This is a genomic window from Azospirillum sp. P4_B5 (assembly GCF_056402275.1).
Genome location: NZ_JBFUHT010000014.1, coordinates 42633 through 66752 on the forward strand (window position 1 = coordinate 42633; position 24120 = coordinate 66752).

The window sequence follows — 24120 nt, forward strand, 5'->3', positions numbered from 1 at the left end:
CACCTCACGTCATGACCATGCATAAGGGGTGGGTCGCGCTCCTGTTCCTGCTCGGAGCGTGTGCCTCCGTGCCCGGCAGCGGCCCGGCGGACCCAAGCACGCCGCTGCTCGCCCCCGGTGAGCCGCTGGCCCTGCCGCGCCCGTCCGATCTCGGGCATAGCGTCGAGGCGGCGCAGCTCATCACCGCCAGCCGCGACGGGCAGACCTTCGTGTTCGAGGGGCGGATCAGCGTCACGCCGGAGCGCTTCTTGCTGGTCGGGGTGGACAGCCTGGGCCGCCGCGCCATGACCGTCACCTGGAGCGATGCCGGGCTGGAGGTGGAAACGGCCCCCTGGCTGCCCCCGGCGCTCCGGCCGGGCAGCATGCTGGCCGACATCGTCGTGCTGTACTGGCCCGAGGCGGTCGTGCGGCAGGCGCTCGCTCCCGCGGGCGGCACGCTGAGCGCCGACGCGCACCGGCGCAGCGTGCGCATCGGCGGCGAGGAGGTGCTGCGCGCCGAACGCAGCTGGGCCGACGGCGCGCCGTGGAACGGCACGCTGCGCTACGCCAACCTCGCCTGGGGCTACGAGATCGAAGTGCAGTCCACAGCGGCGCCCACGCCGGCATCCACGGCGGCGGCGCAATGAGCCGTCCACTCGGACTTGCCGCCCTGGGCCTCGCCACCCCCATCGGCACCGGAACGGGCGCGGTCGCCGACGCCTTGTTTGCCGGCACCCGCGACGGCCTGCGCCCGCGCTCCGGCTTCGTGCCCGGCCGCGCCGTGCATGTCGGTTCGGTGGACGCGCCGCTGCCGCCGGTGCCGGCGGGGCTGGAGACCTACGACTGCCGCAACAACCGCCTGCTGCTGCTGGCCCTGGAGCAGATCCGCGACGCCGTCGAAACGGCGGCCGCGCGCCACGGCCGGCACCGGATCGCCGTGGTCATCGGCACCAGCACCTCGGGCATGGCCGAGGCAGAGGCTGGCTTCGCGGCGATGCGCCGCGACGGCGCGTGGACGGGGCCGTTCCATTACGACCAGCTTGCCACCGGCGGGCCGGGGGAGTTCGCGGCGCGCGCGCTCGACCTGCCGGGGCCGGCCTACACGGTGGCGACGGCCTGCTCCTCCAGCGGCAAGGTGTTCGCGTCCGCCCGGCGGCTGATCCGCGCCGGGCTGTGCGACGCCGCCCTCGTCGGCGGCGCCGACACACTGTGCGGCACCACGCTCGGCGGCTTCAGCGGGCTGGAAGCGGTGTCGGCGGGCCTCTGCAATCCCTTCAGCGCCAATCGCGACGGCATCAACATCGGCGAGGCGGCGGCGGTCTTCCTGCTGACCGCGGAGGACGCCCCGGTGCGGCTGCTGGGCGTGGGCGAAAGCTCCGACGCGCACCATGTCAGCGCCCCCGACCCGGAGGGCCGCGGCGCCTTCGCCGCCATGCGGGCGGCGCTGGACGACGCCGGGCTGACGCCGGCGGACATCGCCTACGTCAACCTGCACGGCACCGCGACGGCGCTGAACGATTCCATGGAGGGCAAGGCGGTGCACGCGCTGTTCGGCGGAGCAACCCCGTGCAGTTCCACAAAGGCGATGACTGGTCACACGCTGGGCGCCGCCGGAGCCTGCGAGGCGGCGTTCCTGTGGTTGACGCTGAACCCGGCGCACAACCCGAACGGCCTGCTGCCCCCGCACCTGTGGGACGGCGTGGCCGACCCGGAGATTCCGCCGCTGAACCTGATCGGAACCGGCGCCATCAAACCGGGCGCCACGCTTCCCGACGGGCCGGCGGCGATGCTCAGCAACTCCTTCGCGTTCGGCGGCAGCAACGTGGCCCTGGTGCTGGGCCGGGGGGAATGGCGATGAGCGCGTATCCGTGGCCCATCGAGGATCTGCTGCCGCACGCACGCCCGATGATCCTGCTGGACGAGGCGGTCGGACAGGTGGACGGCCGCTTCGTGTCGGCGCTGACCGTGCGGGAGGGGGCGCCCTTCGTGGTGACGGGGCGTGGCGTCCCGGCCCATGTCGCCGTGGAGTGGATGGCGCAGACCTGCGGCGCCCAGGTCGGAGCCGAGGCCAGGGAAGCCGGCGGCGACGTCCGCCTCGGGCTGCTGCTGGGCACGCGCGACTTCCGCGCCTCCGTCCCCTGGTTCGCCGTCGGCGAGCGGCTGGAGGTGTCGGTGGCCCCGGTCTTCCGGGACGAGAACATCGGGTCTTTCGATTGTGTGGTGACGCGCGCGGGCACCGGGGAGGAACTGGCGAAGGCGCAGCTCACCGTCTACCAGCCCGAGGACACGGCCGCGCTGCTTGCCAGTCAAGGGGTACAGGTCAAACGATGAAGAAGACGATCCTGGTCACCGGCGCCAGCAAGGGCATCGGCCGCGCGGTCGCGGAACGGCTGGCCGCCGACGGTTTCACGATGGTGGTGCATTACGGCCGCGACGCGGCCGGCGGCGAGGCGACGCTGGCCGACGTCCGCAGGGCCGGCGGCGAGGGCCGGCTGCTCGCTTTCGACATCGCCGACCGCGATGCGACCCGCGCCGCGCTGGAGGCCGACATGGAGGCGCACGGCCCCTATTGGGGCGCCGTCCTGAACGCCGGCATCGCCCGCGACGCCGCCTTCCCGGCCATGGCGGACGACGATTGGGATTCGGTCCTGAACACCAACCTCGACGGCTTCTACAACGTGCTGAAGCCGCTGGTGATGCCGATGGTCTCGGCCCGCCGGGGCGGGCGGATCGTGACGCTGTCGTCGGTGTCGGGTCTGATCGGCAACCGCGGACAGGTCAACTACAGCGCCGCGAAGGCCGGCATCATCGGCGCCACCAAGGCGCTGGCGATCGAGTTGGCGAAACGGAACATCACGGTGAACTGCGTGGCGCCCGGCATCATCGAAACGCAGATGACCGACGGGCTGCCCATGGAGGAGGCCCTGAAGCTGGTTCCCATGCGCCGGGCCGGCCAGCCGGAGGAGGTGGCGTCGGTGGTGTCCTTCCTCTGCTCCGAGGGGGCGGCGTACGTGACGCGGCAGGTGATCGCGGTGAACGGGGGTATGGTGTGATGCGCAGGGTTGTCGTCACGGGCATGGGCGGGGTGAGCGCGCTGGGCGAGGACTGGCCGACCATCCGCGCCCGCATGGCGAAGGGCGAAACCGCCGTCCGCACCATGGCGGAATGGGACCGTTTCCACGGAATCAACACGCGCCTCGCCGCCCCGGTGACCGGATTCACGGTGGACGACCGCTACCCGCGCAAGAAGACGCGGACCATGGGGCCGGTCTCCCGGATGGCGGTCTACGCCACCGAAAAGGCGCTCAACGACGCGGCCCTGCTGAACGATCCGTTCGTCCGCGGCGGGCGCATGGGCATCGCCTACGGATCGTCGTTCGGCAGCCCCGCCCCGGTGATCGCCTTCGCCGAGCTGATGACCCAGGGCGCGTCGAAGACGCTCAACGCCACCAGCTACATCCAGATGATGAGCCACACGGCGGCGGTGAACATCGGGTTGTTCTACGGCGTGACCGGCCGCATCATCCCGACCAGCAGCGCCTGCACCTCCGGCAGCCAGGCCATCGGCTACGCCTACGAGGCGATCAAGTGGGGCAAGGCCGACGCCATGATCGCCGGCGGCGCCGAGGAGTTGGACGTGACCGAGTCGGCGGTCTTCGACACGCTGTTCGCCACCTCCACCCGCAACGACCGCCCGCACACCAGCCCCCGCCCCTACGACCGCGACCGCGACGGGTTGGTGATCGGTGAAGGCGCCACCACCCTGGTCCTGGAGGAACGCGAGCGCGCCCTTGCCCGCGGCGCCAACATCCATGCGGAGATCGTCGGCTTCGCCTGCAACTCCGACGGCAGCCACGTCACCCAGCCGCAGGCCGGGACCATGGAGATCGCCCTGCGCATGGCCTTGGAGGACGCCGGGTTGACTCCGGACGCCATCGGCTTCGTCAACGGCCATGGCACGGCCACCGAGTGGGGCGACATCGCCGAGACCGCGGCGACCCACGCCGTCTTCGGCCCGCGCGCGCCCATCCATTCGCTGAAGAGCTATTTCGGCCATTCGCTGGGCGCCTGCGGCGCTCTGGAGGCGTGGCTGGGCATCGAGATGATGCGCGAGGGCTGGTTCGCCCCCACCGCCAACCTGGACAATGTGGACGAACGCTGCGCCGAGCTGGACTACGTCATGGGCGAGGGCCGGCGGATCGACACCGAGTTCCTGATGTCCAACAACTTCGCCTTCGGCGGCATCAACACGTCGCTGGTGTTCCGGCGCGGGTAGACGGGCGCCTACTCCGCCGCCTTGGCCTCCGCCGGGACCCCCGTCGCCAGGTTCGCCGCGCTCATGCCGGAGATCACCACCGCCTCGACGCCGGGACCGCTTTGGCAGCCGGCGCCGACCAGCATCAGCCCCGGCAACGGCGTCTTGTTCGGCGGGCACCATTGGCCGCGGGCGGCGCCGTAGATGGCGCCGTTGTCGGCGAGCGCGTAGCGGGTGAAGGTCGTCGGGCTGGCTGCCTGACGGTAGAGGATGCGCCCCCGCAGCCCGGGAAGCACGCTCTCCGCAGCGGTGACCAGACGGTTGGCGAAGGCTTCCTTGCGCCGGCGGTTGGCGGCCTTGTCGGCGGCGAACCATTCCGCGGCCTCCGGTTCGGGCCGCAGGCAGAGCATGGTGACGGCAGCGTGGCCCTCGGGGGCCAGGGACGGATCGATCGCGCTCGGGTTGCCGATTCCGAAATGCAGGCCGTCCGCCCCGACGAACACGCGGGCCGGCAGGTCCGGAACGCCATCCACGGCGAGGCTGACCAGCACCGCCGTAGGGCCGCGCTTCAGACCCTTCACACGCTGGGCGTAGCGTTTGGGCAGCAGCGCCGGGTCCACCAGCCGCGTCAACGTGCCGACCACGTCGGAATTGGCCAGCACCAGCGGCGCCCGGTGCACCGTTCCGTCGGCGGTGGCGATGCCGGCAGCCCGGCCGCCCTCGGTCAGGATGCGTTCGGCGCGGGTGCGCAGAAGGACAGCGCCGCCCCGCTCCCGCACCACCGCGCACAGCAGGTCCGCCAGCCGCTGAGAGCCGCCGGCCGGGTACCAGCCGCCTTCCAGATAGTAGCCGAACAGCGGGGCCATCTCACGCACGGGCAGCAGTTCGGGGCGGTCGGTGACGTACTCGCTGATGGTGGTCAGCAGGGCCTTCAGCCGCGGGTCGCGCAGATGGGTGTCCAGCATCTCGGCGTAGGGGCGGTGCATCCAACGCCAGGCGTCGGGCCGGCGGGCGGTCCAGGACCGCATGGCCTCCAACGTGGCGGGCGGCGTCGGCACGCCGCCGGTTTCGTCCACATCGGCGTAGAGATCGGCATAGACGCGCCCCATCTCCGCGAAGAAGGCGGCGATCCCCTGAGCCTCTTGCGGGAACAGCGCCTGGAGGCGCGTCACCAGATCCGCCGGGTGGTCCGGCACATCCAGGCACAGGCCGTCCTGCACATAGCGGTGGCGGACCCGGCGCCAATCCATGCGTTGCGCCACGCCCAGGCCGTCCAGCAGCCGCCGCAGCGGGCCACGCGGCCCCAGCCCGCTGAAATCCTGCACCCCGGCGTCGAAGACGTAGCGCCCCACCGAACCGTCCCGGCCGCGGACCTTGCGCAGCCAGGACGAGCAGTAGCCTCCCGGCCGGTCGTGCGCCTCAACCACCAGCACCTTCAGGCCGCGCGCCGCCAGGGTCGCCGCGGCCGACAGCCCGCCGATCCCGGCGCCGACCACCACCGCATGATGCTCGTGCTCCCCGGCCGGCCAACCGCCGAACGTCGGCATCGGCCACGCCGAGGACTGACCGGACGAGGGACGATGCGTCATGGAAGGAAAGCCGGGCAATGCAGGACGAGAGCCCAACATTCTAAACGCCACGCCCCACGCAATGCCATCTCAGGCTGTAAAATTCCGTAGAGTGGTCTCACCGCTGTCCGGCCTTCGGGTCGGCCCAGAAGTCGAAGAAGTTGTACCATTGCAGTGGGTCGCGCAAGCAATGGTGTTCCAGCCTTGCGGCATAGCGTGCGGCAAGCGCGGCGAGCGCGTCGTCCTTCCCGCGCCGCGGCAATTCGATGCGCTCGGCGAAGGGCTCGAAGGTGACGCGGTGGCCCTGCCCCTCGCGCAGGCAGAACAGGAGATAGACCGGGCAGCCCATCAACGCCGCCAACACGTAAGGCCCCTGCGAGAAGGCGGCTTCCCGGCCGAGGAACGGAACCCGGCTGACCCGGCCGTTGAACTCCACCGGTGTGCGGTCCCCGGCGATGGCGATCCACTCGCCACGCTCCACCCTCTCCTTGAGATCGATGGCGGTCTGCGGGCCGATGTCGGTGACCTGTATGGTGTGGTCCGCGGCGTCGGGACGGACGGAGCGGATCATCCGGTTGTAGCGGACGGCGTGCCGCGTGTGCAGCAGCACGTTGATGTCCTTCTCGAACCGGGTCCCCAGGCGGGCCCGCGACAACTCGGCGTTGCCCAGGTGCGAAACGATCAGCAGCGCCCCCCGCCCCTCCGCGGCGAGGCGGCTCAGCGCCTCCGCGCCGTCGACGGCGATGGGACCGGTGCGCTCCGGGGCGGCCCAGGCGATGAAGGTGTCAAGCGCCTTGACGGCGAAACTCATGTGGTGACGCAGCCCGTCCCGCCAGGAAGGAGCGGGCAGGCCTTTCGCCGCGTTGGCTCGCGCCAGGAAGTCCAGCGAATGCCGCCGCCCCACGGCGTTGGTCGCATAGAAATAGCTGACCACCGGCCACAGGAGCGCGATGCAGCCCGGCCGGCCGAGCAGCCGGTAGACCAGCGTCACCAGCCTCATGCCCCACCAGGCGCCCCGCTCCCCCACGGTCGACCAGTGCGCGTCGGCTCCCGTTCTTGGCGGACGGTTGCGCAGCACCGAGGGCAGGCGCAGCAACATGGTCAGCACGAGGCGCGTGTGCATGCGCGTCAGCAGCAGGTTGTCCCGCAGGAGGTTGAAGTTGGAGGTGTTTCCCTCGGGATAGACCACCCGCACGGGGATGTGGATCAGCGGAACGCCACGCCAGAACAGGCGGACGACGATTTCCGGGTCGAAGTCCATGCGGGTGCCGAGCCGTTCGCTGTCCAGCACCGCCATGGTGGGGGCCAGGGGGTAGACGCGGAAGCCGCACATGCTGTCCTTCACCCGCAGCGACAGCGTCTCCACCCAAATCCACACATGGGTGGCCCAGCGCGCGATCAGCCGTGAGCAGGGGACGGAGTGGTCATAGACCGGCCGGCCGCTGACCAGCGCATCGGGATGCGCCGCCGCGGTGGACAGGAGGTCGGCAACGGCAGCAAGGTCGTGCTGCCCGTCGGCGTCCACCTGCACCGCGTGGGTGAAACCGCGCTCATGAGCGCGCCGGAGTCCGGCCATGACGGCGCCGCCCTTGCCCCGGTTCACCTCCAGCCGCAGCACCTCGACCCCGTCCGCGGGGGCGTGCCGTGCCGCGATGGCGGTGCGGGCCGGTTCACCGCTGCCGTCATCGATCAGGATGACCTCCAGCCCATGCCCCCGCAGCGCCGCGACGATACCGCCGAGCGCCGTATGGTGATTGTGGCTGGGGATGATGGCGCAGGCCCGGATGCTCATGCCGTCTCCATGAGGCTTGCCGGTCGGAGAAGCGACCTCCTACCCCTGTTGGCGGAGCAACGTCAAGCGATCGAACTCAGCGGCGATCTGCGATCTGGTCCAGCTTGGCCGCAATGTCGCGTTCGAGGTTGCCAACCCAGCGGTTGTAGGCCCGCTCCACCCCGTCGTTGCTGCGCTCCATGTTCTTGGCGCTGACGTATTGGATGCGGTAGCTCCGGTTCGAGAACAGCACATCGGCCTCGGCCACCCACGGCCATTTGGTGTAGGTGGCGCGGACCTGTCCATCCGTAAGGTGCTGGAAACGCCAGCCGCGCCGGGCACCGGCCTCGACGATGGCGAGTTCGATGGCGTTCAGCGGCAGGGCCTGCGCCCCAGGGGGCACAGCGTGTTCCTGGGTCGTCGTGATCGGCCGGGTCTGGCAGGCGGCGAGAAAGAGAATGGCGGCGGCCGCCAGAATATTGCGCACAGGCCTGTCCTTTGTCGATGTGACGCGAGGACGGCATACTTCCTGTTTGAATGGTTGCAGTCAATGGCCTGCCTGCCATTTTCAGTTCCCCTACCCCGCATCCATGGATATGCTCGCCCCGGTGGTTTTTCCGTTCATGAATGCGCATGAGGAGACCGCCTCGACAACCGAAGGGGAAATTGGAATGCGAATGGCCGCGCTGTGTGCGCTGATGGCGGCAAGTTTGCTGGGCGCATGCTCGACGCATCAGGTCCCGATGACCTACAGTCCTGCCGCCGTGCAGAGACCACCGTTGGCGAAGCCGAACGTCGAGGTGCTCACCGTCACGGACGCGCGCAAATACACCGGCAAGCATCTGGGTGCGATCCGCGGCGGTTATGGCAACGCCTTGAAGACCATCGAAGCGTCAGGCCCGGTCAAGGACGTGGTGCACAAGGCTTTCGAGGACGCTCTCAACGCGCGCGGCCTTCTCGCCTCGACCAATGGCGGAAGCTACGGCCTGGACATCACGGTCGAGAAGCTCGATTGCAGTCAGTTGGTCCGCAAGGAGGCGCACGCGCGGTTCCGTGTCGCGGTTTTGGATAAGAGCACGGGCCAGCCGGTCTACAGCAAGGTCGTGCAAGACGACCGCGAGGACACGGGAAACCCGTTCGTAACCGGTGTCTTCGGTTCGGTTGAGGAGCTGAGCAAACTGACCAACGACAGCATGCAGGCGGCCATCGACCAAGCCCTCGACAACCCCGCCTTCCTCACCGTTGTCAGAGCACGCTGAACGGCGTTGGAAACCGGCAACAGCCGTGAATGGCGCAGCCTCGGGCAACCGGTTGCGTCTCAACAATCCAGGGCTTTTCCGCCCTCATAACAGACAGTCCCCTGGAATCGTTCGGTTCCAGGGGGTCTGATCCGGTCCCCGCTTCCCCGTCGCCGGGTTCGCCTTTCATCCTGGGCGAACCGAGCTTACCCGACTGTTCGGGAAACAGGGACCCGCCCTGCCATCATTACGCGCGCACGACGAGTGTGCGACAGAGCCGTCCAGTCCCACTCGGCCTTATGTTGGCGAGCCCGCCGGGACCGGAGCGGGAATGCCATAGGCCTGGGCAAGTTGGTTGAAGGTGTCGATGGTCGTCTGGTCGATGGGAATGCCAAGCGTCCTGCGGCGCCCCGCCTCGGCCCATTCGCGGTCGCCGGGCGCCATGACCGTTCGGCCCGGCACGGCCTGGGATCCGCGCAGAGCGGCCAGATAACGCGCCATGTTGTCCTCGAAGTTTTCCCGCGGCAGGAAGGCGTCCGGACGGATCGCCATCACGAAGGCGCCCATGCCGCGCGGCGTGCTCATGTCCGGCCCCGGCATCGGCAGGATCTCGAAGCTCAGCTTCATGCCGGTCAGGACGGCGCTCAGGATTTCCACGAAGCCCGCGAGCCCGGCCCCCTTGAAGCCGAACTCTCCGCCCAGCGGCGCCAGCATTTCGGCCCGCTCGGGATCGGTGGTGTTGCGCCCCTCGGGGTCCGACGCGGTGGCTTCGGGAAGCGCAAGCCCGAGGCTGCGGTAGAGCTGGACGCGGTTGTAGGGAATGGCGCTGGTGGCCATGTCGAACAGCCACGGATCGCCGTCCTTCACCGGAACGGCGATGGCGATCGGGTTGGTGCCGTGGAAGCGCTCGGCGCCGTCGTGCAGCCTCATGAAGCTGTCGGAGTTGCAGAAAGCCATGCCGATGCAGCCCGCCTCCGCCGCGGCGAGCGCGAAGGCGCCGGCCGGACCGAAATGGGAGTTGTTGCGGATGGCAACCGCGCCGATGCCGAACCGGCCGGCCAGTTCGACCGCCTTTTCCTGCGCGCGGTAGGCGCCGAGCGCGCCGTGGGCGTGGTCGGCATCCAGCGTGGCGACGGCCCCGAACTCGGACAGGACGCGCAATGCAGGACGCGGGTTCACCCGTCCCCGGGTCATCGTGGCCACATAATGCCCGAGCAGCCGCACGCCGTGGCTGTCGACCCCAAGCCGGGAGCCGTGCATCATCGCGCGCGTGGCCGCGTCCGCCGTCGCCTCGTCCGCTCCCGCGGCCAGGAACACCGCGCGGCAGAAGGAGTCCAGGGAATCCGCGTGGTAGCGCGCGGTCGGCTGAGCCTGTCCGGTCACAGCGTCTGCCCTCCGTCGGCGACGAGCAGGCCGCCGGTCATGAAGCCGGACTCGTCGCTGGCCAGATACACCGCGGCGGCGGCCATCTCCTCGACGGTGCCCAGGCGGCCCATCGGCTGGCGCGCGACGAACTGCGCCCGCATGCCCTCGGGATCGGCGCTCGACTGGATGCGCTCCTCCAGTGATGGCGAGTGGGTGGTGCCGGGGCACAGCGCGTTGCAGCGGACGCCGGCGCCGATGAAGTCGCGGGCCACGGCCTTGGTCAGGCCGATCACCGCCGCCTTGCTGGTCCCGTAGGCGGTGCGGTTGGCGACGCCGGTCAGGCTCGACGCCACCGAGGCGACGTTCACGATGGAGCCCCGGCGCCGCTCGATCATGCCCGGAAGCACCGCGCGGATGGTGTGGAACATCGAGGTGACGTTCTGGTCGAGGCTGCGCGCCCAATCCTCGTCGCTGCAGTCCAGGATCGTGCCGTTGTGGACCCACCCGGCGTTGTTGACGAGGATGTCGAGCGGCCCGGCCTCGGCGACGACGCGCCGGACCGCCACCGGATCGGTCACGTCGAGCGCGATCGGGGTGATCCGGGAATCGATGCGGGGCAGGTCCTCCATTTTGGACAGCGTGCGGCTGGCCGCGACGACGCTGGCCCCCTCCCGGGCGAAGGCGAGCGCGATGGCCCGTCCCATGCCTTGTCCCGCGCCGGTCACCAGGGCGCGTTTTCCGTCTAGTCTGCCGGTCATCGTGTTTGGAACTCCACCAGTCGGCGCCGTACGGGGCGCCGGTTTGGATGCAGGGATTCGGTGTCTCCATCGGACGGGCCGGGAGGGCGGCGTTTCCGCCGCCGCAACCGGCACGCCGCCATCATCCGAAGAGCAGGTTCGGGATCAGGAGGATCAACTCGGGCACGAAGATCAGAAGCAGGGTCGTCAGCCCGATGGCGACCATCAGGGGCAGGGACTCCCGCACATAGGCGCCCACCGACACCCTCAGGATCGAGCAGACGGTGAACATCGCCGCCCCGACCGGAGGCGTGAAGTTGCCGATCGTCGCCGCGACGATGAAGACGATGCCGAAATGCACCGGATCGCCGCCCATCGCCCGCACGGCGGGCAGGAAGATCGGGGTCATCATGATGATGATCACCGTCGCGTCGATGAACAGCCCGGCGGCCACAACCAGGAGGACGATCAGGACCATCACCAGCTGGACGTTGTCGGTGAGGCTGGTCAGGGACGAGGCGATGACTTCCGGAATGCGCTCGAAGACGATGCCGTAGCTGAAGATCGCCGACAGGCTGATGAGGAACATCGCGGAGCCGACGTCGGCAAGGCTGATCTCCAGCGCCTCGATGAAGCTTTTCGTCTTGAGCCTGCGGTAGACCACGAAGCCGATGAACAGCGCGTACAGCACCGCGAAGGCGCCGATCTCCGAGGGCGTGAAGATGCCCATGCGCAACCCGACGAGCAGGATGACCGGGAACAGCAGCGCCCAGACGCCGCCCTTCAGGGCGCTGCCGACCTCGGCCAGCGACGCCCGCTTCGCCCGCTCGGGAGGGTATCCGCGCTTGTTGGAGGTGTACCAGACGGCGATGCTCATGGCGATGCCGAGCAGAAGCGCCGGGGCGAAGCCCGCCGCGAACATCCGCCCGATCGACACCTGGCCGATGGTCCCGTAGAGGATCATGCCGATGCCCGGGGGAATCAGCGGGGTGAGGAGCGAGGTGAAGGAGATCACGCCGGCGGTGAAGCCGCGCGACATGCCCCGTTTCGTCATCTCCTCGCCGAGGATGCGCGACTGCATCGCCGCGTCCGCGATGGCCGACCCCGACACGCCGCCCATCAGCGCCGACAGGACGATGGAAATCTGGGCGAGCCCGCCCTTGAAGTGTCCGGTGGCCACCGACGCCAGATTCAACAGGCTTTCGGTGATGCCGGACCGGTTCATGTAGTTGCCCGCCATGATGAACAGGGGAACGGCGAGCAGGGCGAAATTCTGGGTCTGGGACACCGTCACCTGAAGCGGGATGGTGAAGGGCAGCTCCGGGTGCTGGAGGAAGAACAGGACCCCCGAGATGCCGATCGCGAACGCGACCGGCATGCCGATGAGAAGGAAAACCGCGAAGGCCAGAACGACAAGCAGCATGGTCAGGCGGCCTCCCCGCTGGCGGCGGCGGTGCACGGGACGCCGTCGGACCGCATCAGCGTCCGAATTTTGAGAAGCGTGGTGATGAGCATGAGGGCCGCCCCGACGGCGATGCTGGCGGTGACCCAGGAATAGCTGACGCCGGGAATGCCGTTGAAGGTCCGGGACCGGCTGGTCCAGGCGAGCAGGGTCCCACCGTAGATGGCGTAGCAGAGGAACAGCGCGATCGCCGCGTAGTTCACGAACAGCAGGGTCCGCTGGTACCGCTCGGACAGCTTCGCGGTCACCAGATCGAGGGACATCAGCATGTCCTTGCGCCAGGCGATGTCGGCGCACAGGAACACCGCCCAGGCGAAGAAACAGGTCGCCAGATCGATGGTCCAATTGAGCGGGTGCTGCATCATCCGCGCCACACCGCCCAGCAGGAGCAACCCCACCATCAGCATCAGGAACAAGCCGGCGAGGATCGCCTCCAGCTTCAGGACGTAGTCGTAGAGAGTCTTCATAAAGGCAGGCCTCGCCGGCTTCGGATGACTTAGCGACCCATTTCCTTGTAGACGGCCGCGCGCACCTCGGTGAGGCCGAGCTTCTGATACGCCGCGTCGCCGGCCTTGCGGAAGGCCTCCAGATCGACGTTCTCGGTCACCTTCATGCCACCCTTGACCAGCGCGGCCTTCTCGCTTTCGGCGGCGTCGGCGAGCACCTTCGACACCTTCTGGCCGGCGGCGCTGCATTCCTCGACCAGCGCGGTCTGGTAGTCCGCGGGCAGCTTCTTGAACCAGGCGGAACTCACGACCTCGAAGTTGATCAGCGTGATATGGCCGGTCTCGCTGACGTTCTTGACGACCTCCTGGAGGTTGCCCGGACGGATGTTGGCGTAGGTCAGTTCCGCGCCGTCGACGGCCCGCTGCTGAAGGCCGGGGTAGATGTCGCCGAAGCTCATCGCCGTCGGGGCCGCGCCGATCGCGCGCACCGATTCCTGCCAGATGGGGGCCGGCGGGGTGCGGATGCGCAGGCCGGACAGGTCGCCCGGGTTACGGACCGGCTTGTTGGCGAAGACATGGCGCTTGCCCTGCACGAAGTCGAAGCAGACGACCTGGAGGCCGTGCTTGTCCGCCAGCTCCGTCTTCCACTTCTTGACGGTGTCGAGCTTCGACAGCGCGAAGGCCTCGTCGAGCGTATCGACGAAGTACGGGCCGTTCAGGACCGCGATCTCGCGGACATAGTTGCCGAGGCGCGCCGCGTCGGTGTTCTGGCCGATGTTGGCGCCCTGGCGGATCTGCTCGATGATGTCCTCTTCGTTGCCGAGCTGGGCGCTGTGGAACACCTCGATCTTGAGGCCGCCTTTGGTCCGCTCCTCGACGCGCTTGGCCCATTCCTGGAACGCCGAATGATAGGCTTCGACCGGGCTGTGGACGTGGTTCATGCGCAGGATGTGCTTTTCCTGGGCCTGGGCCATGCCCATGCCGGCGATCAGCGTCAGCGCGGTGGCTCCGAGAAAAGCGCCAAGGCGCTTGGACATGTTGGTCACTTCCTACTCCCTAGAATGTCTTATGAGTTCTGAGATCAAGGGCGCCCGTTGCTTTGAGCGCGGAGCCTGAGAATGCCCTTATGCCACCTTTTACTGTTCGCTCGTGCGGAGCGAACGGTCGACGCGCGGACGGTGAACGGCCCAGCCAACGCATCTTGCGGCCATCTTGCACACTTGTATCCAAGGATGCAAGATGCTACGGATCATCCACAAGGCGTCATGATCAGTGTCTGATCGAACGCGGTTTCGGACGGAATTCCGTCAGGTGGGGGGGCGGCGTGGTGGAAGGGAGGCGCAACCAATAATGTCAAAGTGCTCGACCAGCCACACCAGACGTCGGCTCGTTTCCACCCGTGTTCCGGGCTGTGTTCAGCGGCGCCGCGACCTTGCGTGGGTCCGTCCGATCCGGCGATAATCGCGATTCTGGGCTCGGGAAGGGCGATGTCCGCTGACGCAGCGGCTGGGGGCACACGGTGAAGAACGAACGGCTGGTGTTGGAACGCAACACACTGGACAGCGTGATCTACAAGGAACTGCGGAAGAGGATCATTTCGCTGTCGCTCCAGCCCGGCTCGATGATCTACGAAAACGCCGTCGCCGACGAGTACGGCGTCAGCCGGACACCGGTCCGTCAGGCCTTCTCCCGGCTGGCGAACGAAGGTTTGCTGAGCATTCTGCCGCAGCGCGGCGCGCAGGTCTCTCGCCTGTCCGCGGCCAAGGTGAAGGAGGCCCAGTTCATCCGGGAAGCACTGGAGGTGTCGGCGTTCGGAGAGGTGGCGCGCATCTGGAACAGGACCGCCGATCACAGCGCGGCGCAAGCCAAGGCGCTGTCGCTGATCGAGCAGCAAAGACAAGTCGTGCGGGAGAAGGACTATGTCGGTTTCACCGAACTGGACGTGGCTTTCCACGACACCGTCATCGGGGTTCTGGGAAACGCCATGCTGCAGGAGATGCTGAGCGACGTGAGGACGCATCTGACACGGGTGCGCTTCCTCGAGCTTCGGGAGGCCCATCATGAGGACGATGCGATCGCCGACCACGTCAAGCTGATGCGATCGATCATGGCGAACGACGTCGCGGGGACCCAATCGCTCCTGCTGGCGCATTTGAAGATGATCGAGGCGATGCGCGACGACATCCTCAAGCGTCACGACATTCTCTTCGAATAGACCCCGTCCGGGAGCCCCGCCGAGGGAGCCCAACACCGGACGGTTCATCCAGACATCGCTGACGAACGCAAGGCCAAGCCGGTCGCACAACCTGCGGGGACGGAGGCCGCTTGCCCTTTGCGAGCCGTCGGCAAGACCAACGACCCCGCACGCGGGCGCGATCAGGAGGAAACGAGATGAACAGACGGTCGATCCACAGCTACACCTGGATTCCGAAGTGGTCCACCGAGGACGGCGCCTACGCGGCCGAGCGCGCCGCGGCCTTCGGCTACGGCCAGCTCGTCGTGCCGATCCGCGACCATGACAGCATCGAGCCGGCGGCCATCGCCGCGTTGTGCCAGCGGGCCGGGATCCGGCCGGTCGCGACCTCGCCGCTTCAGGTGGACAACGACATTTCGAGCACCGACCCGGACGTGCACCGCCGCGGGATCGAGCGGCATTGCGCGGCGCTCGCCCTGGCGCGCGACATGGGCGCGGACCGCATGGGCGGCATTCTCTACAGCGCCTTCGGGAAGGCGTCGAAGGTGCCGAGCGACGCCAACTTCCAGGCGGCGGCGGACGGGTTGCGGATCGTCGCCGAACGGGCCGCGTCCTACGGAATGCTGCTGGCGCTCGAAGTGGTCAACCGCTACGAGAGCAACCTGATCAACACGGCGGAACAGGCCGTCCGGATGGTCAAGCTGATCGGCGCCGACAACGTCCGCATCCACCTCGACACCTTCCACATGAACATCGAGGAGAACGACCTGCTGGGCGCGCTTGAACTGGCGATGCCCCATCTCGGCTATTTCGAGATCGACCAGAACCACCGGGGCCGCCTGACGGAGGGGTCCATCGACTTCGCCCCGATGCTGCGCCGCTTGAAGGCGGCCAATTATCAGGGCCTGATCGGCGTCGAAGCCTTCTCCTCCGCCGTGTCGCACCCCGACATCACCGCGGGCGTCGCGTCCTGGCGCAACCTGTTCGACCATGGCGACGACGTGGCGCGCGACGGGCAGCTGCTACTCGATCAGCACGGTCTCTGACAACGCCCGCCGCTGCCGGCGCACGCCCCGGGCCAACGTTCGCGGGTGTGCGCCGGGCGGCTTTGGTGCCGGGCGGCTTTGGTGATGAGACCCTGACCTCCCACCCAATGCACGCCCAGACCACAAGCCCCGTGCTAATGTCGGATCGGCTCAACGATGAAAGGGTCCAGGCCGGTCATGGCTCGACGATGGTCTTTCGCTGTGCTGACGATCCTTTGCGGGGTTTGGATCACCCGTGACGCGCCGGCGGCCGACTCGGTTCCCCGGTCGGCACCCTCGGCTTCCGGCGCGGTCCCGACGGATTTCAGCAGGGTGGCCTTGCAGCCGCCGATGCCGTCCCTCTCGGCACAGCCGATCGGCAGCTACGCCAACGGCTGCATTCGCGGCGCGCAGACGCTGCCTCCCGAGGGCCTCGGCTATCAGGCGGTCAACCTGTCGCGGAACCGGAACCACGGCCACCCCGACACCGTCGCGTTCGTCCAGGAGCTTGCCCGCCGGGCACAGGCCGAGCGGCTCGGGCGGCTGGCCATCGGCGACATCTCCAAGGTCTATGGCGGCCGCATGGAAAGCGGTCACGCCAGTCACCAGATCGGCCTCGACGTGGACGTGTGGTTCGATCTCGACCAGCCGCCTCTCGCGCGGGATGCGCGGGAGCGAACGGATTTCCCGACCATGGTGAACCGGCAGACGCAGCGCGTTCTCCCGGAGCGGTTCGGCCCCCGGCAGGCGCGCCTGCTGCAACTGGCGGCGACGAGCCCGAAGGTCGCGCGGGTGTTCGTGAACCCGGCGATCAAGCTGGCGCTGTGCCAGAGCGAGCACGGCGACCGCTCCTGGCTGAACACCGTTCGCCCCTGGGCCGGACACGACTCGCACTTCCATGTGCGGATGAACTGCCCGGCCGGATCGACGGCCTGCGTTCCGCAAGCCCCCATTCCGCCGGGCGACGGCTGCGGCCAGGACCTTCTGAGCTGGTTCGAGCCTCCGAAGGAAGCGCCGGCGCCCCGGCCACCCAAGCCCATCCCCGAGCCACCCGCAGCCTGCCTGGAAGTTTTGGCGGGGCATTGAGCCTCCGCCGGCAGCCGGGTCTTCGGGTTCGGCTGGGAGGAGGTTGGTCCATCGGTGGCCCGACAACGGCGGGACCTTCAGACACGCTGCCGGCGCGTGTCCTGCATCAATGGTCCCTACCGCTCCCAGGCGCGGACGATGGCGTCGATGGTGCCGTCCCGTTTGAGCTTTTCGTAGGCCGCCTGCAATCGCTCCGCCTTCTCCGCCCGCAATTTGGGAACGGAGATGTAGCGCGGCACCATGGCCAGCGGCTTGGGCAGGATCTTGACCGCACTCGCCCGGCCCTCGCTCTCGGCCAGATATTTGAGCACCTGCAGGTCGCCGGCGATGGCATCGACGCGGCCGAGAAGCAGACGGCGGAAGGACACGACGTTGCTGCTGCTGCGGACCTTTTCGAACAGGGATGATTTGTCGAACTCGGGGGTGTATTCGAAGCCGTCGACGACGCCGATCCGCAGACCTTGCAAGTCGTCGATGCGCGTGTAGTCGATCTCCGAGTTGCTGCGGACCATGAGAACGGTCGCCCCGACACGGTAGGGACCGATCAGATGGCCACGCTCCAAACGGCGTGGCGACGTGAAGAATTGGAAGGCGACGTCCACGTCGTTCTCGTCGTGCGCACGCACCACTTCCGGCCAGGCCATGGGACGATGAACCGGATAGACGCCGATGTCCTTCAGCATGGCATCGACGATCTCCGTGTCCATCCCCGTGCGCTTGCCGCGCTCGGTGAAATTGTACGGCGGGAAATAGTCTTCGGAGGCAACCGTCCAGTTCTCCCCGCGCGCCGGGGCCGAAGCCACAAGCAAGGCGGCGACCATCAATCGCGCCACCGTCGCCAAACACACGCGCAGCCTCGTCCTCATCAACCGTCTCCACTCAATTCCCGGGATCGCGCGCACGACCGTTCACGCGGCGGCACGGCGAAGGGCGGCCTCCGCATATCGCCGGGCACCGCGTACAGGGCAATCCGGTTGCCCTCAATGGGAAAAGAGCGGGCGGGTGTGATAACGCTCCGGCGGAAGCGGAAGTCGACCGTTCCAACAGATCGATGGGACCGGCCCCGCCCACGACGGCGGAACCGGTCCCACTCACTCAACCCAGGCCGGTCAGGCCGCGGCGCGCAAACGCATCGCCCCGACCAGATCCTCGATGCTCACGATCGGCATGCCGTGGCGCTCGGCGAAGGCCACCAGTTCGGGCAGGCGGGCCATGGTGCCGTCCGGGTTCATCACCTCGCACAGCACCCCCGCCGGACGACGCCCGGCCAGGGTGGTCAGCTCGACGGTCGCCTCGGTGTGGCCGCGCCGTGCCGCCAGCCCGCCCGCGTGCGCGCGGATCGGGAAGACGTGGCCGGGCCGGGCGAGGTCCTCCGGCCGGCAGCCGTCGGCGATGGCGGTGCGGATGGTGGTCACCCGGTCCGCCGCCGACACGCCGGTGGTCACCCCTTCCCGCGCCTCGATGGAGACGGTGAAGGCGGTGCCGAAACGCGCCGTGTTGCTGCCGACCATGGGCGGCAGGTCGAGGCGGCGCGCGTCGGCGTCGGTCAGGATCAGGCAGACGATCCCCGACCCTTCGCGGATCAGCAGGGCCATCTGCTCGGGGGTGATGGTCTCGGCGGCGTAGATCACGTCGCCTTCGTTCTCGCGGTCCTCGTCATCCACGACGACGACCCCGCCACCCTGGCGGATCGCCTCCACGGCGCGGATCACCCGTTCCTCGGCGGTGCCGAAGCGGTCGAGAAGGCCGCTCGAGAGGTGGTTGCTGGCAAAGGTCTGATTCATGGTTCTCACTCCGGTTGGGGCGAGCCTGAATCAGGGCGCAAAGAGACATCCGGCGGCGCGCGGGATGCCCCGCGCGGACCGCCGTCGCAGGCCAGCGCACGCGGACCGCGCCCAACGCCATGCGTTGCGGGCGGACCACGGTCGATGACCGGCTCGTCCTCTTCCATCCGGACTGTCACCGTCGGCTCCGGCCTTGAACCGGATCTGCTGACCTCCCGGCCTGACGGCCGGGAGCGCTCGCGGGCTCCCCCTCTTGCGAGAGGCTACCGCCGGTCGGGATTTTCACCCTGCCCTGAGAACAAGCGTCTGATGCGCCGCCCCCGGATGGGGACGGCACGGCCAGCGTCCCCCAGCGGGCCGGAAAAAGTCAAGACCGCTTTGCCCCGCCGACCGGCCCCTCCGTGCGGCGCAGCAGATAGTCCAGCCCGCCCAGCCGGTACCAGCGGTAGCCGTAGGGCTCCAGCACCAGGCGATGCCGCCCGTCCTCCTCGGGGTCGTTGTGGTCCTCCGCCAGAAGATTGACCAGCCGCGGCGATTCCCCCGTGCCATCGACCGCCAACGCCACCTCGTGGGGACGGTCGTCGAGGTTGTGCACGACCAGCACGGAGTTGTTGCGCCAGTCGTAGCGGATCGCCAGAACCGCGTTCGATCCGGTGGGCAGCACCCGGTAGTCCCCCCAGCCGATCTCCGGGCATTCCTTGCGCATCCGGATGATGCGCTCGGTCCAGTTCAGGAGGGCCGAAGGCTCGCGGCGCTGGTGGGCGGCGTTGATCCGCTCGTAGCCGTAGGCGCCGCCGCTGATGACCGGATGCACGGGGTCGTCCGCCTTGGTGAAGCCACCCTGCGGCTCGTCCGACCACTGCATCGGGGTGCGGGCGCAGTCGCGCTCCGGCAGTGACAGGTCGTCGCCCATGCCGATCTCGTCGCCGTAGCGCAGCACCGGCGTGCCGGGCAGCGTGAACAGCAGGCTGTAGGCCAGCTCCAGCCACCGCCGGTCGCCGCGCAGCATCGGGGCGAGCCGCCGCCGGATGCCGCGGTCGTAGAGCTGCATGTCCTTGTCCGGGCCGAAGGCGTCAAACACCCGCTTGCGCTGCGCCTCGGTCAGGCGCCCGAGGTCCAGCTCGTCGTGGTTGCGCAGGAACAGGCCCCATTGGTTGGTGCTGGGACGCGGCACCCGGGTGATGTCCAGGGCCTTGGCCAGTGGCCGCGTGTCCGCCGTGGCCAGCGCGTAGAACAGGGTCTGGTTGACCTGGAAATTGAAGACCATGTGCATGCGGTCGCCGTCGTCGCCGAAATACTCCTGGTCGATGTCCGGCAGCACATTGGCTTCGGCCAGCAGCATCGCGTCGCCGCACCGCCACTGCACGAACTCCCGGAAGGTGCGGAGCATGTCGAACTGCTGCTTGGGCTTCTTCACCTCCGGTCCCTTGGTCGCGATGACGAAGGGCACGGCGTCCACGCGAAAGCCCGACACGCCCAGTTCGATCCAGAAGCCCATCACCTTCAGCAGTTCGGCCTGCACCTCCGGGTTGGCGGTGTTCAGGTCCGGCTGGAACTCGTAGAAGCGGTGGAAGTAGTAGGCGCGGGCCTCCTTGTCCCAGCTCCAGGTCGTCTTCTGCACGCCGGGAAAGACGACGCCCTCGTCGGCGTCGGGCGGTTTCTTGTCCGACCAGACATACCAGCCCCGGTAAGGGGACTCCGGGTCCTTGCGCGCCGCCTGGAACCAGGGATGCTGGTCCGAGGTGTGGTTGACCACGAGGTCGATGATGACGCGGATGCCGCGCTGCTTGCAGGCGTGGCTGAACTCCACGAAGTCGCCCAACGTGCCATAGCGCGGATCGACGTTGTAGTAGTCGGCCACGTCATAGCCGTGGTCGCGCATCGGCGACGGCTGGAACGGCCCCAGCCAGAGGCAGGTCACGCCCAGCCCCTGCAGATAGTCCAGCCGGCGCTGCAAACCCTGGAAATCGCCGATCCCGTCGCCGTTGGCGTCCATGAAGCTGCCGACCGACAGGTTGTAGATGACCGCGTTCTTGTACCAGAGATCCTTGATCATGGCCCGCCCCCACACAAAACTGCCTAGGCCATAACAGGGCTGACCGGCCGAGGTCCCTCCACCACGCCGAGCCAACCGTAAGGGGGTGTCCTACGCCCTTAGGAAAAAGGTTAATGTATAGTTAAGGTCACAAGAAAGCCTTCAATCCTGCCCGCATGATGTCCCCCAAGACGCACAGAACCAGGGGAATCGTGCCATGAAGCGTGCCATGCGCCAGAACGCCGCCAAGGGCAGCGCCACCCAGAACGGCGCCAGCCAGACCACCACGACGCAGGCCGTCAGCTACGCCTACGGGAACAACGCCGGCGCCCTGGCGGCGACTCCCGCGGCGCCGGTCCCCACCAGCTTCGCCCCGGTGACCATCAACTACGCGGAAACGCGGGCGGACGGCGGCTTCGGCTGGGACGTGAAGTACGACCTCGCCTTCGACGGCACGGCCTTCGTCGTGCAGACCCGCATCCATCTGACCGGCGATGACGCCGGCTCGATGAAGCAGGTCTGGGAGCAGGGGATCGAGGGGATCTGGGGCGACAAGTACAGCCTGTCGGACGGCGCCAACAGCTACGCCATCCGCTTCGACGTGCAGTTCGTGGCGGCCGGGAACCAGCACTACAACGTGAACGTCAGCAACAGCTACGGGCGCTGCGACATGCTGAACTGGTGCACCCAGACCGACTGGGGCCCCGATTACCAGGACGAGCTGGCGGCCCACGAGTTCGGGCACATGATCGGCGCCTTCGACGAGTATGCGGGCGGGGCCACCTACGGCAACTTCGCCGCCACCGGCACCATCATGTCGGACCTGACCCCGACGCTGCGCCCCAACTACATGAACTCCATCGACTATTACGCCGAGCAGTTCACCGGCAAGAGCTTCCAGATCGTGGAGATCCCGAAGAACCTGACGCTGACCGGCAACACGTGGGCCGACAGCCTCTATGGCGGGGCCGGCAACGACACGCTGAGCGGGCTGAGCGGCAACGACCAGCTGTTCGGCGGTGCCGGCAACGACCTGCTGTGGGGCGACGCCGGAAACGACACGCTGCGCGGGCAGGCCGGCAACGACGCGCTGCACGGCGGCTCGGGCGCCGACCTGCTGATGGGGGACGAGGGGAACGACACGTTGTGGGGCGATGCCGGCAACGACGCGCTGTGGGGCGGCGCCGGGGCGGACCTGTTCGTCTTCACGCGCGGCGGCGGTCAGGACCGCATCGCCGACTTCAGCGGCGCGCAGAACGACCGCATCCAGATCGCGTCCAACATGACCTACCGCCTGGGATCGGACGGCAGCGGCAGCGCTCTGCTCGACTTCGGCGGCGGCGACCGGCTGCTCCTGGCCGGGATCGCCCCGATCCAGGTCGCCTCGTCCTTCTTCACCTACGGCTGAGGCGACGCGTAGCGCAGGAACTGGATGCGGGTGTCGCCATAGCGGCGCTCGTCCAGGTCCGTGAAGCCGGGCGGCAGGGGCAGCGGGTCGCGCCCGGCGACCTCGACCACCAGGACGGCGCCGGGGGCCAGCCAGCCGGCCTTGGCCAGCCCGGCCAGAGCCCGCGGCGCCAGATCCTGACCATAGGGTGGGTCGAGGAAGCCCAGCGTGCAGGGGCGGAGCGGCGGCGGCGGGCGGGTGGCGTCGGCGCGCAGGACCGCGGTGTTCGCCCCCTCCCCCAGCGCCGCGACGTTGGCCCGCACGGCCTCCAGAGCGGCGCGGCCCATGTCGAGAAAGCTGGCGTGGGCGGCTCCGCGGGACAGCGACTCCAGCCCCAGGGCGCCGGTTCCGCAGAAGGCGTCCACGACCACGGCGCCCTCCAGCAGGTCGGCGCCGTCCGGCCCCCAGTCGGCGTGGGACAGGATGTTGAACAGGGACTCGCGGGTGCGGTCGGTGGTCGGCCGCGTGTCGCTCCCCGCCGGGGCGGCCAGCCGCCGCCCGCGGTGCTTACCGCCGACGATCCGCACGGGTCCGCTCCGGTCCCCGGCCACCCGACGCGCCACCGCCGGACGCGCCACCGGTGCCGCGCGGCTTCGGCCCCGGCTTCCCGCCGCCGGGCTTTCCGCCCTTCAGCGTCAGCGTGCCGGGCTTGCCCGCCGGCTTGCCGTCCGGTTTGTTGGAAGCGGGCTTGCCGGAGGCGAAGCCGCCCGAGGACGGCTTGGCCGGGCCGCGCCGGTCGGACGCTGCCTTCGGTTCCGCCTTGGCCCAGCCGGCCTTGGCGTCGCGCGGCTTGGGCGCCTTCGCCGGAGCGGCAGGGCGGCTCGTGGAGCCTTCGGCGCCGGCGCTCCCGCTCCTGGCGGCGGCCTTGGCAGCGGCGGTCTTCCCGCCGCTCTTGGCCTTGCCCTCCTCCGCCGGATCGGCGCCGGTGAAGAATCGGGACACCTGCTCGCGCACGACGCGCTTCGGCACCTCCTCGACGGCGCTCTCCTCCAGCTTGCCGAGCTGGAACGGGCCGTAGGCCACGCGGATCAGCCGGTTCACCTGGAGGTCCAACGCCTCCATCACCTTGCGGATCTCGCGGTTCTTGCCTTCCTTCAGGCTGACGGTCAGCCAGGCGTTGCGGCCCTGGATGCGGTCCAGAACGGCTTCGATGGGACCGTACTTCACCCCCTCGATGGTCGGTCCCTTCGCCAGCTCGGCCAGCTTCACCTCGTTCACCTCGCCGAAGACGCGCACGCGGTAGCGGCGGGTCCAGCCGGTGGCCGGCAGTTCCAGGAAACGGGCCAGCTCACCGTCGTTGGTCAACAGCAGCAGCCCTTCGGTCGTCAGGTCGAGCCGACCGACCGAGATGACGCGCGGCATGTCCGGCGGCAGCCGTTCGAAGACGGTGGTGCGTCCCTTCTCGTCGCGGGCGGTGGTGACCAGCCCGGACGGCTTGTAATAGCGCCACAGCCGCGCCGGCTCCGGCTCGGGGATGACCTTGCCGTCCACCTGCACGACGTCGCCGGACCGCACGACGCAGGCCGGGCTGTCCAGGGTCGTGCCGTTGACGGCCACGCGGCCGTCGGCGATCCAGCGCTCGGCGTCGCGGCGCGAGCACAGGCCCGCGCGCGCCAGCCGCTTGGCGATGCGCTCGCCGGCATCGGGCTCGCCCGCGTCCGCATCGGCGGCGCCGGGCATGGCTTTGGAATGTTCGAAATCGGGGGTGTCCATGGGCACGGACCATAG

23 protein-coding genes and 1 riboswitch are annotated in these 24120 nt (G+C 68.7%); of the genes, 10 read left to right on the plus strand and 13 right to left on the minus strand.

Annotation, left to right across the window (positions count from 1 at the left end; all coding sequences use genetic code 11):
* Positions 1–11: 11 nt before the first annotated feature.
* From AC1DVI_RS13440 to AC1DVI_RS13460, 5 genes are read left to right on the plus strand one after another with little or no spacing between them, the layout of a single operon-like run.
* Complete coding sequence (locus AC1DVI_RS13440) at positions 12–626, plus strand: DUF3261 domain-containing protein (protein ID WP_476958391.1); 615 nt, start codon at positions 12–14, stop codon at positions 624–626.
* Positions 623–1837: a beta-ketoacyl-[acyl-carrier-protein] synthase family protein gene (locus AC1DVI_RS13445; protein ID WP_476958392.1), complete on the plus strand. Its 1215-nt coding sequence runs from the start codon at positions 623–625 to the stop codon at positions 1835–1837. Before AC1DVI_RS13440 ends, AC1DVI_RS13445 begins: the two co-directional genes overlap by 4 nt.
* Positions 1834–2310 carry a hotdog family protein gene (locus AC1DVI_RS13450; protein ID WP_476958393.1) on the plus strand — a complete coding sequence of 159 codons (477 nt, stop codon included), beginning with the start codon at positions 1834–1836 and terminating at the stop codon, positions 2308–2310. The genes AC1DVI_RS13445 and AC1DVI_RS13450 overlap by 4 nt, the downstream gene beginning before the upstream one ends.
* Positions 2307–3032 carry a 3-ketoacyl-ACP reductase FabG2 gene (locus AC1DVI_RS13455; protein ID WP_476958394.1) on the plus strand — a complete coding sequence of 242 codons (726 nt, stop codon included), beginning with the start codon at positions 2307–2309 and terminating at the stop codon, positions 3030–3032. Before AC1DVI_RS13450 ends, AC1DVI_RS13455 begins: the two co-directional genes overlap by 4 nt.
* Positions 3032–4255 carry a beta-ketoacyl-ACP synthase gene (locus AC1DVI_RS13460; protein WP_476958395.1) on the plus strand — a complete coding sequence of 408 codons (1224 nt, stop codon included), beginning with the start codon at positions 3032–3034 and terminating at the stop codon, positions 4253–4255. The genes AC1DVI_RS13455 and AC1DVI_RS13460 overlap by 1 nt, the downstream gene beginning before the upstream one ends.
* An 8-nt stretch (positions 4256–4263) precedes the next feature.
* Here AC1DVI_RS13460 and AC1DVI_RS13465 read toward each other — a convergent pair whose 3' ends face one another.
* The 3 genes from AC1DVI_RS13465 to AC1DVI_RS13475 form a co-directional block, all read right to left on the minus strand.
* Entirely contained in the window at positions 4264–5823 is a 1560-nt protein-coding gene (locus AC1DVI_RS13465) for a phytoene desaturase family protein (RefSeq protein ID WP_476958396.1), read from the minus strand.
* Between the two features lie 97 nt (positions 5824–5920).
* Complete coding sequence (locus tag AC1DVI_RS13470) at positions 5921–7594, minus strand: glycosyltransferase family 2 protein (protein WP_476958397.1); 1674 nt, start codon at positions 7592–7594, stop codon at positions 5921–5923.
* 76 nt (positions 7595–7670) lie between these two features.
* Positions 7671–8060: a hypothetical protein gene (locus tag AC1DVI_RS13475; RefSeq protein WP_476958398.1), complete on the minus strand. Its 390-nt coding sequence runs from the start codon at positions 8058–8060 to the stop codon at positions 7671–7673.
* On the opposite strand from AC1DVI_RS13475, the gene AC1DVI_RS13480 reads away from it, so the two are divergent.
* Positions 8032–8832, plus strand: coding sequence for a YajG family lipoprotein (locus AC1DVI_RS13480; RefSeq protein WP_476958399.1), 801 nt, complete (start codon positions 8032–8034; stop codon positions 8830–8832). The genes AC1DVI_RS13475 and AC1DVI_RS13480 overlap by 29 nt on opposite strands.
* Before the next feature lie 276 nt (positions 8833–9108).
* On the opposite strand, the gene AC1DVI_RS13485 is transcribed toward AC1DVI_RS13480, so the two are convergent.
* The 5 genes from AC1DVI_RS13485 to AC1DVI_RS13505 form a co-directional block, all read right to left on the minus strand.
* A complete protein-coding gene (locus tag AC1DVI_RS13485; RefSeq protein WP_476958400.1) occupies positions 9109–10194 on the minus strand; it encodes an Ldh family oxidoreductase in 1086 nt (361 codons plus the stop codon).
* On the minus strand, positions 10191–10934 hold the full coding sequence (locus tag AC1DVI_RS13490) for an SDR family oxidoreductase (protein ID WP_476958401.1): 744 nt from the start codon (positions 10932–10934) through the stop codon (positions 10191–10193). Before AC1DVI_RS13490 ends, AC1DVI_RS13485 begins: the two co-directional genes overlap by 4 nt.
* Positions 10935–11055: 121 nt before the next feature.
* Positions 11056–12336: a TRAP transporter large permease gene (locus tag AC1DVI_RS13495; RefSeq protein WP_476958402.1), complete on the minus strand. Its 1281-nt coding sequence runs from the start codon at positions 12334–12336 to the stop codon at positions 11056–11058.
* A 2-nt stretch (positions 12337–12338) separates the two neighbouring features.
* Positions 12339–12842 carry a TRAP transporter small permease gene (locus tag AC1DVI_RS13500; protein ID WP_476958403.1) on the minus strand — a complete coding sequence of 168 codons (504 nt, stop codon included), beginning with the start codon at positions 12840–12842 and terminating at the stop codon, positions 12339–12341.
* Positions 12843–12871: 29 nt separating this feature from the next.
* Positions 12872–13858 (minus strand): C4-dicarboxylate TRAP transporter substrate-binding protein, encoded by a 987-nt coding sequence (locus AC1DVI_RS13505; protein ID WP_476958404.1) that lies wholly within the window; start codon positions 13856–13858, stop codon positions 12872–12874.
* Positions 13859–14340: 482 nt separating this feature from the next.
* On the opposite strand from AC1DVI_RS13505, the gene AC1DVI_RS13510 reads away from it, so the two are divergent.
* The 3 genes from AC1DVI_RS13510 (at position 14341) to mepA (ending at position 17126) form a co-directional block, all read left to right on the plus strand.
* Positions 14341–15036, plus strand: a complete 696-nt coding sequence (locus tag AC1DVI_RS13510; RefSeq protein WP_476958405.1) for a GntR family transcriptional regulator — start codon at positions 14341–14343, stop codon at positions 15034–15036.
* Between the two features lie 176 nt (positions 15037–15212).
* Positions 15213–16061, plus strand: a complete 849-nt coding sequence (locus tag AC1DVI_RS13515; protein WP_476958406.1) for a sugar phosphate isomerase/epimerase family protein — start codon at positions 15213–15215, stop codon at positions 16059–16061.
* Positions 16062–16373: 312 nt separating this feature from the next.
* On the plus strand, positions 16374–17126 hold the full coding sequence (gene mepA / locus AC1DVI_RS13520; RefSeq protein WP_476958407.1) for a penicillin-insensitive murein endopeptidase: 753 nt from the start codon (positions 16374–16376) through the stop codon (positions 17124–17126).
* Between the two features lie 116 nt (positions 17127–17242).
* On the opposite strand, the gene AC1DVI_RS13525 is transcribed toward mepA, so the two are convergent.
* From AC1DVI_RS13525 to AC1DVI_RS13535, 3 genes are all read right to left on the minus strand, one after another.
* A complete protein-coding gene (locus tag AC1DVI_RS13525) occupies positions 17243–17992 on the minus strand; it encodes a substrate-binding periplasmic protein (protein WP_476958408.1) in 750 nt (249 codons plus the stop codon).
* Positions 17993–18235: 243 nt separating this feature from the next.
* Complete coding sequence (gene ribB, locus AC1DVI_RS13530; RefSeq protein WP_476958409.1) at positions 18236–18910, minus strand: 3,4-dihydroxy-2-butanone-4-phosphate synthase; 675 nt, start codon at positions 18908–18910, stop codon at positions 18236–18238.
* Between the two features lie 151 nt (positions 18911–19061).
* Positions 19062–19214, minus strand: a riboswitch (FMN riboswitch).
* Between the two features lie 63 nt (positions 19215–19277).
* Entirely contained in the window at positions 19278–20966 is a 1689-nt protein-coding gene (locus AC1DVI_RS13535) for an alpha-amylase family protein (protein ID WP_476958410.1), read from the minus strand.
* 196 nt (positions 20967–21162) lie between these two features.
* Between AC1DVI_RS13535 and AC1DVI_RS13540 the strand changes: the two genes are divergently transcribed.
* Positions 21163–22353 (plus strand): calcium-binding protein, encoded by a 1191-nt coding sequence (locus AC1DVI_RS13540; RefSeq protein WP_476958411.1) that lies wholly within the window; start codon positions 21163–21165, stop codon positions 22351–22353.
* Here AC1DVI_RS13540 and rsmD read toward each other — a convergent pair.
* A complete protein-coding gene (rsmD, locus tag AC1DVI_RS13545; RefSeq protein WP_476958412.1) occupies positions 22344–22919 on the minus strand; it encodes a 16S rRNA (guanine(966)-N(2))-methyltransferase RsmD in 576 nt (191 codons plus the stop codon). The two genes, AC1DVI_RS13540 and rsmD, sit on opposite strands and share 10 nt — an antisense overlap.
* Complete coding sequence (locus AC1DVI_RS13550; protein ID WP_476958413.1) at positions 22900–24105, minus strand: pseudouridine synthase; 1206 nt, start codon at positions 24103–24105, stop codon at positions 22900–22902. Before AC1DVI_RS13550 ends, rsmD begins: the two co-directional genes overlap by 20 nt.
* Between the last annotated feature and the right edge of the window lie 15 nt (positions 24106–24120).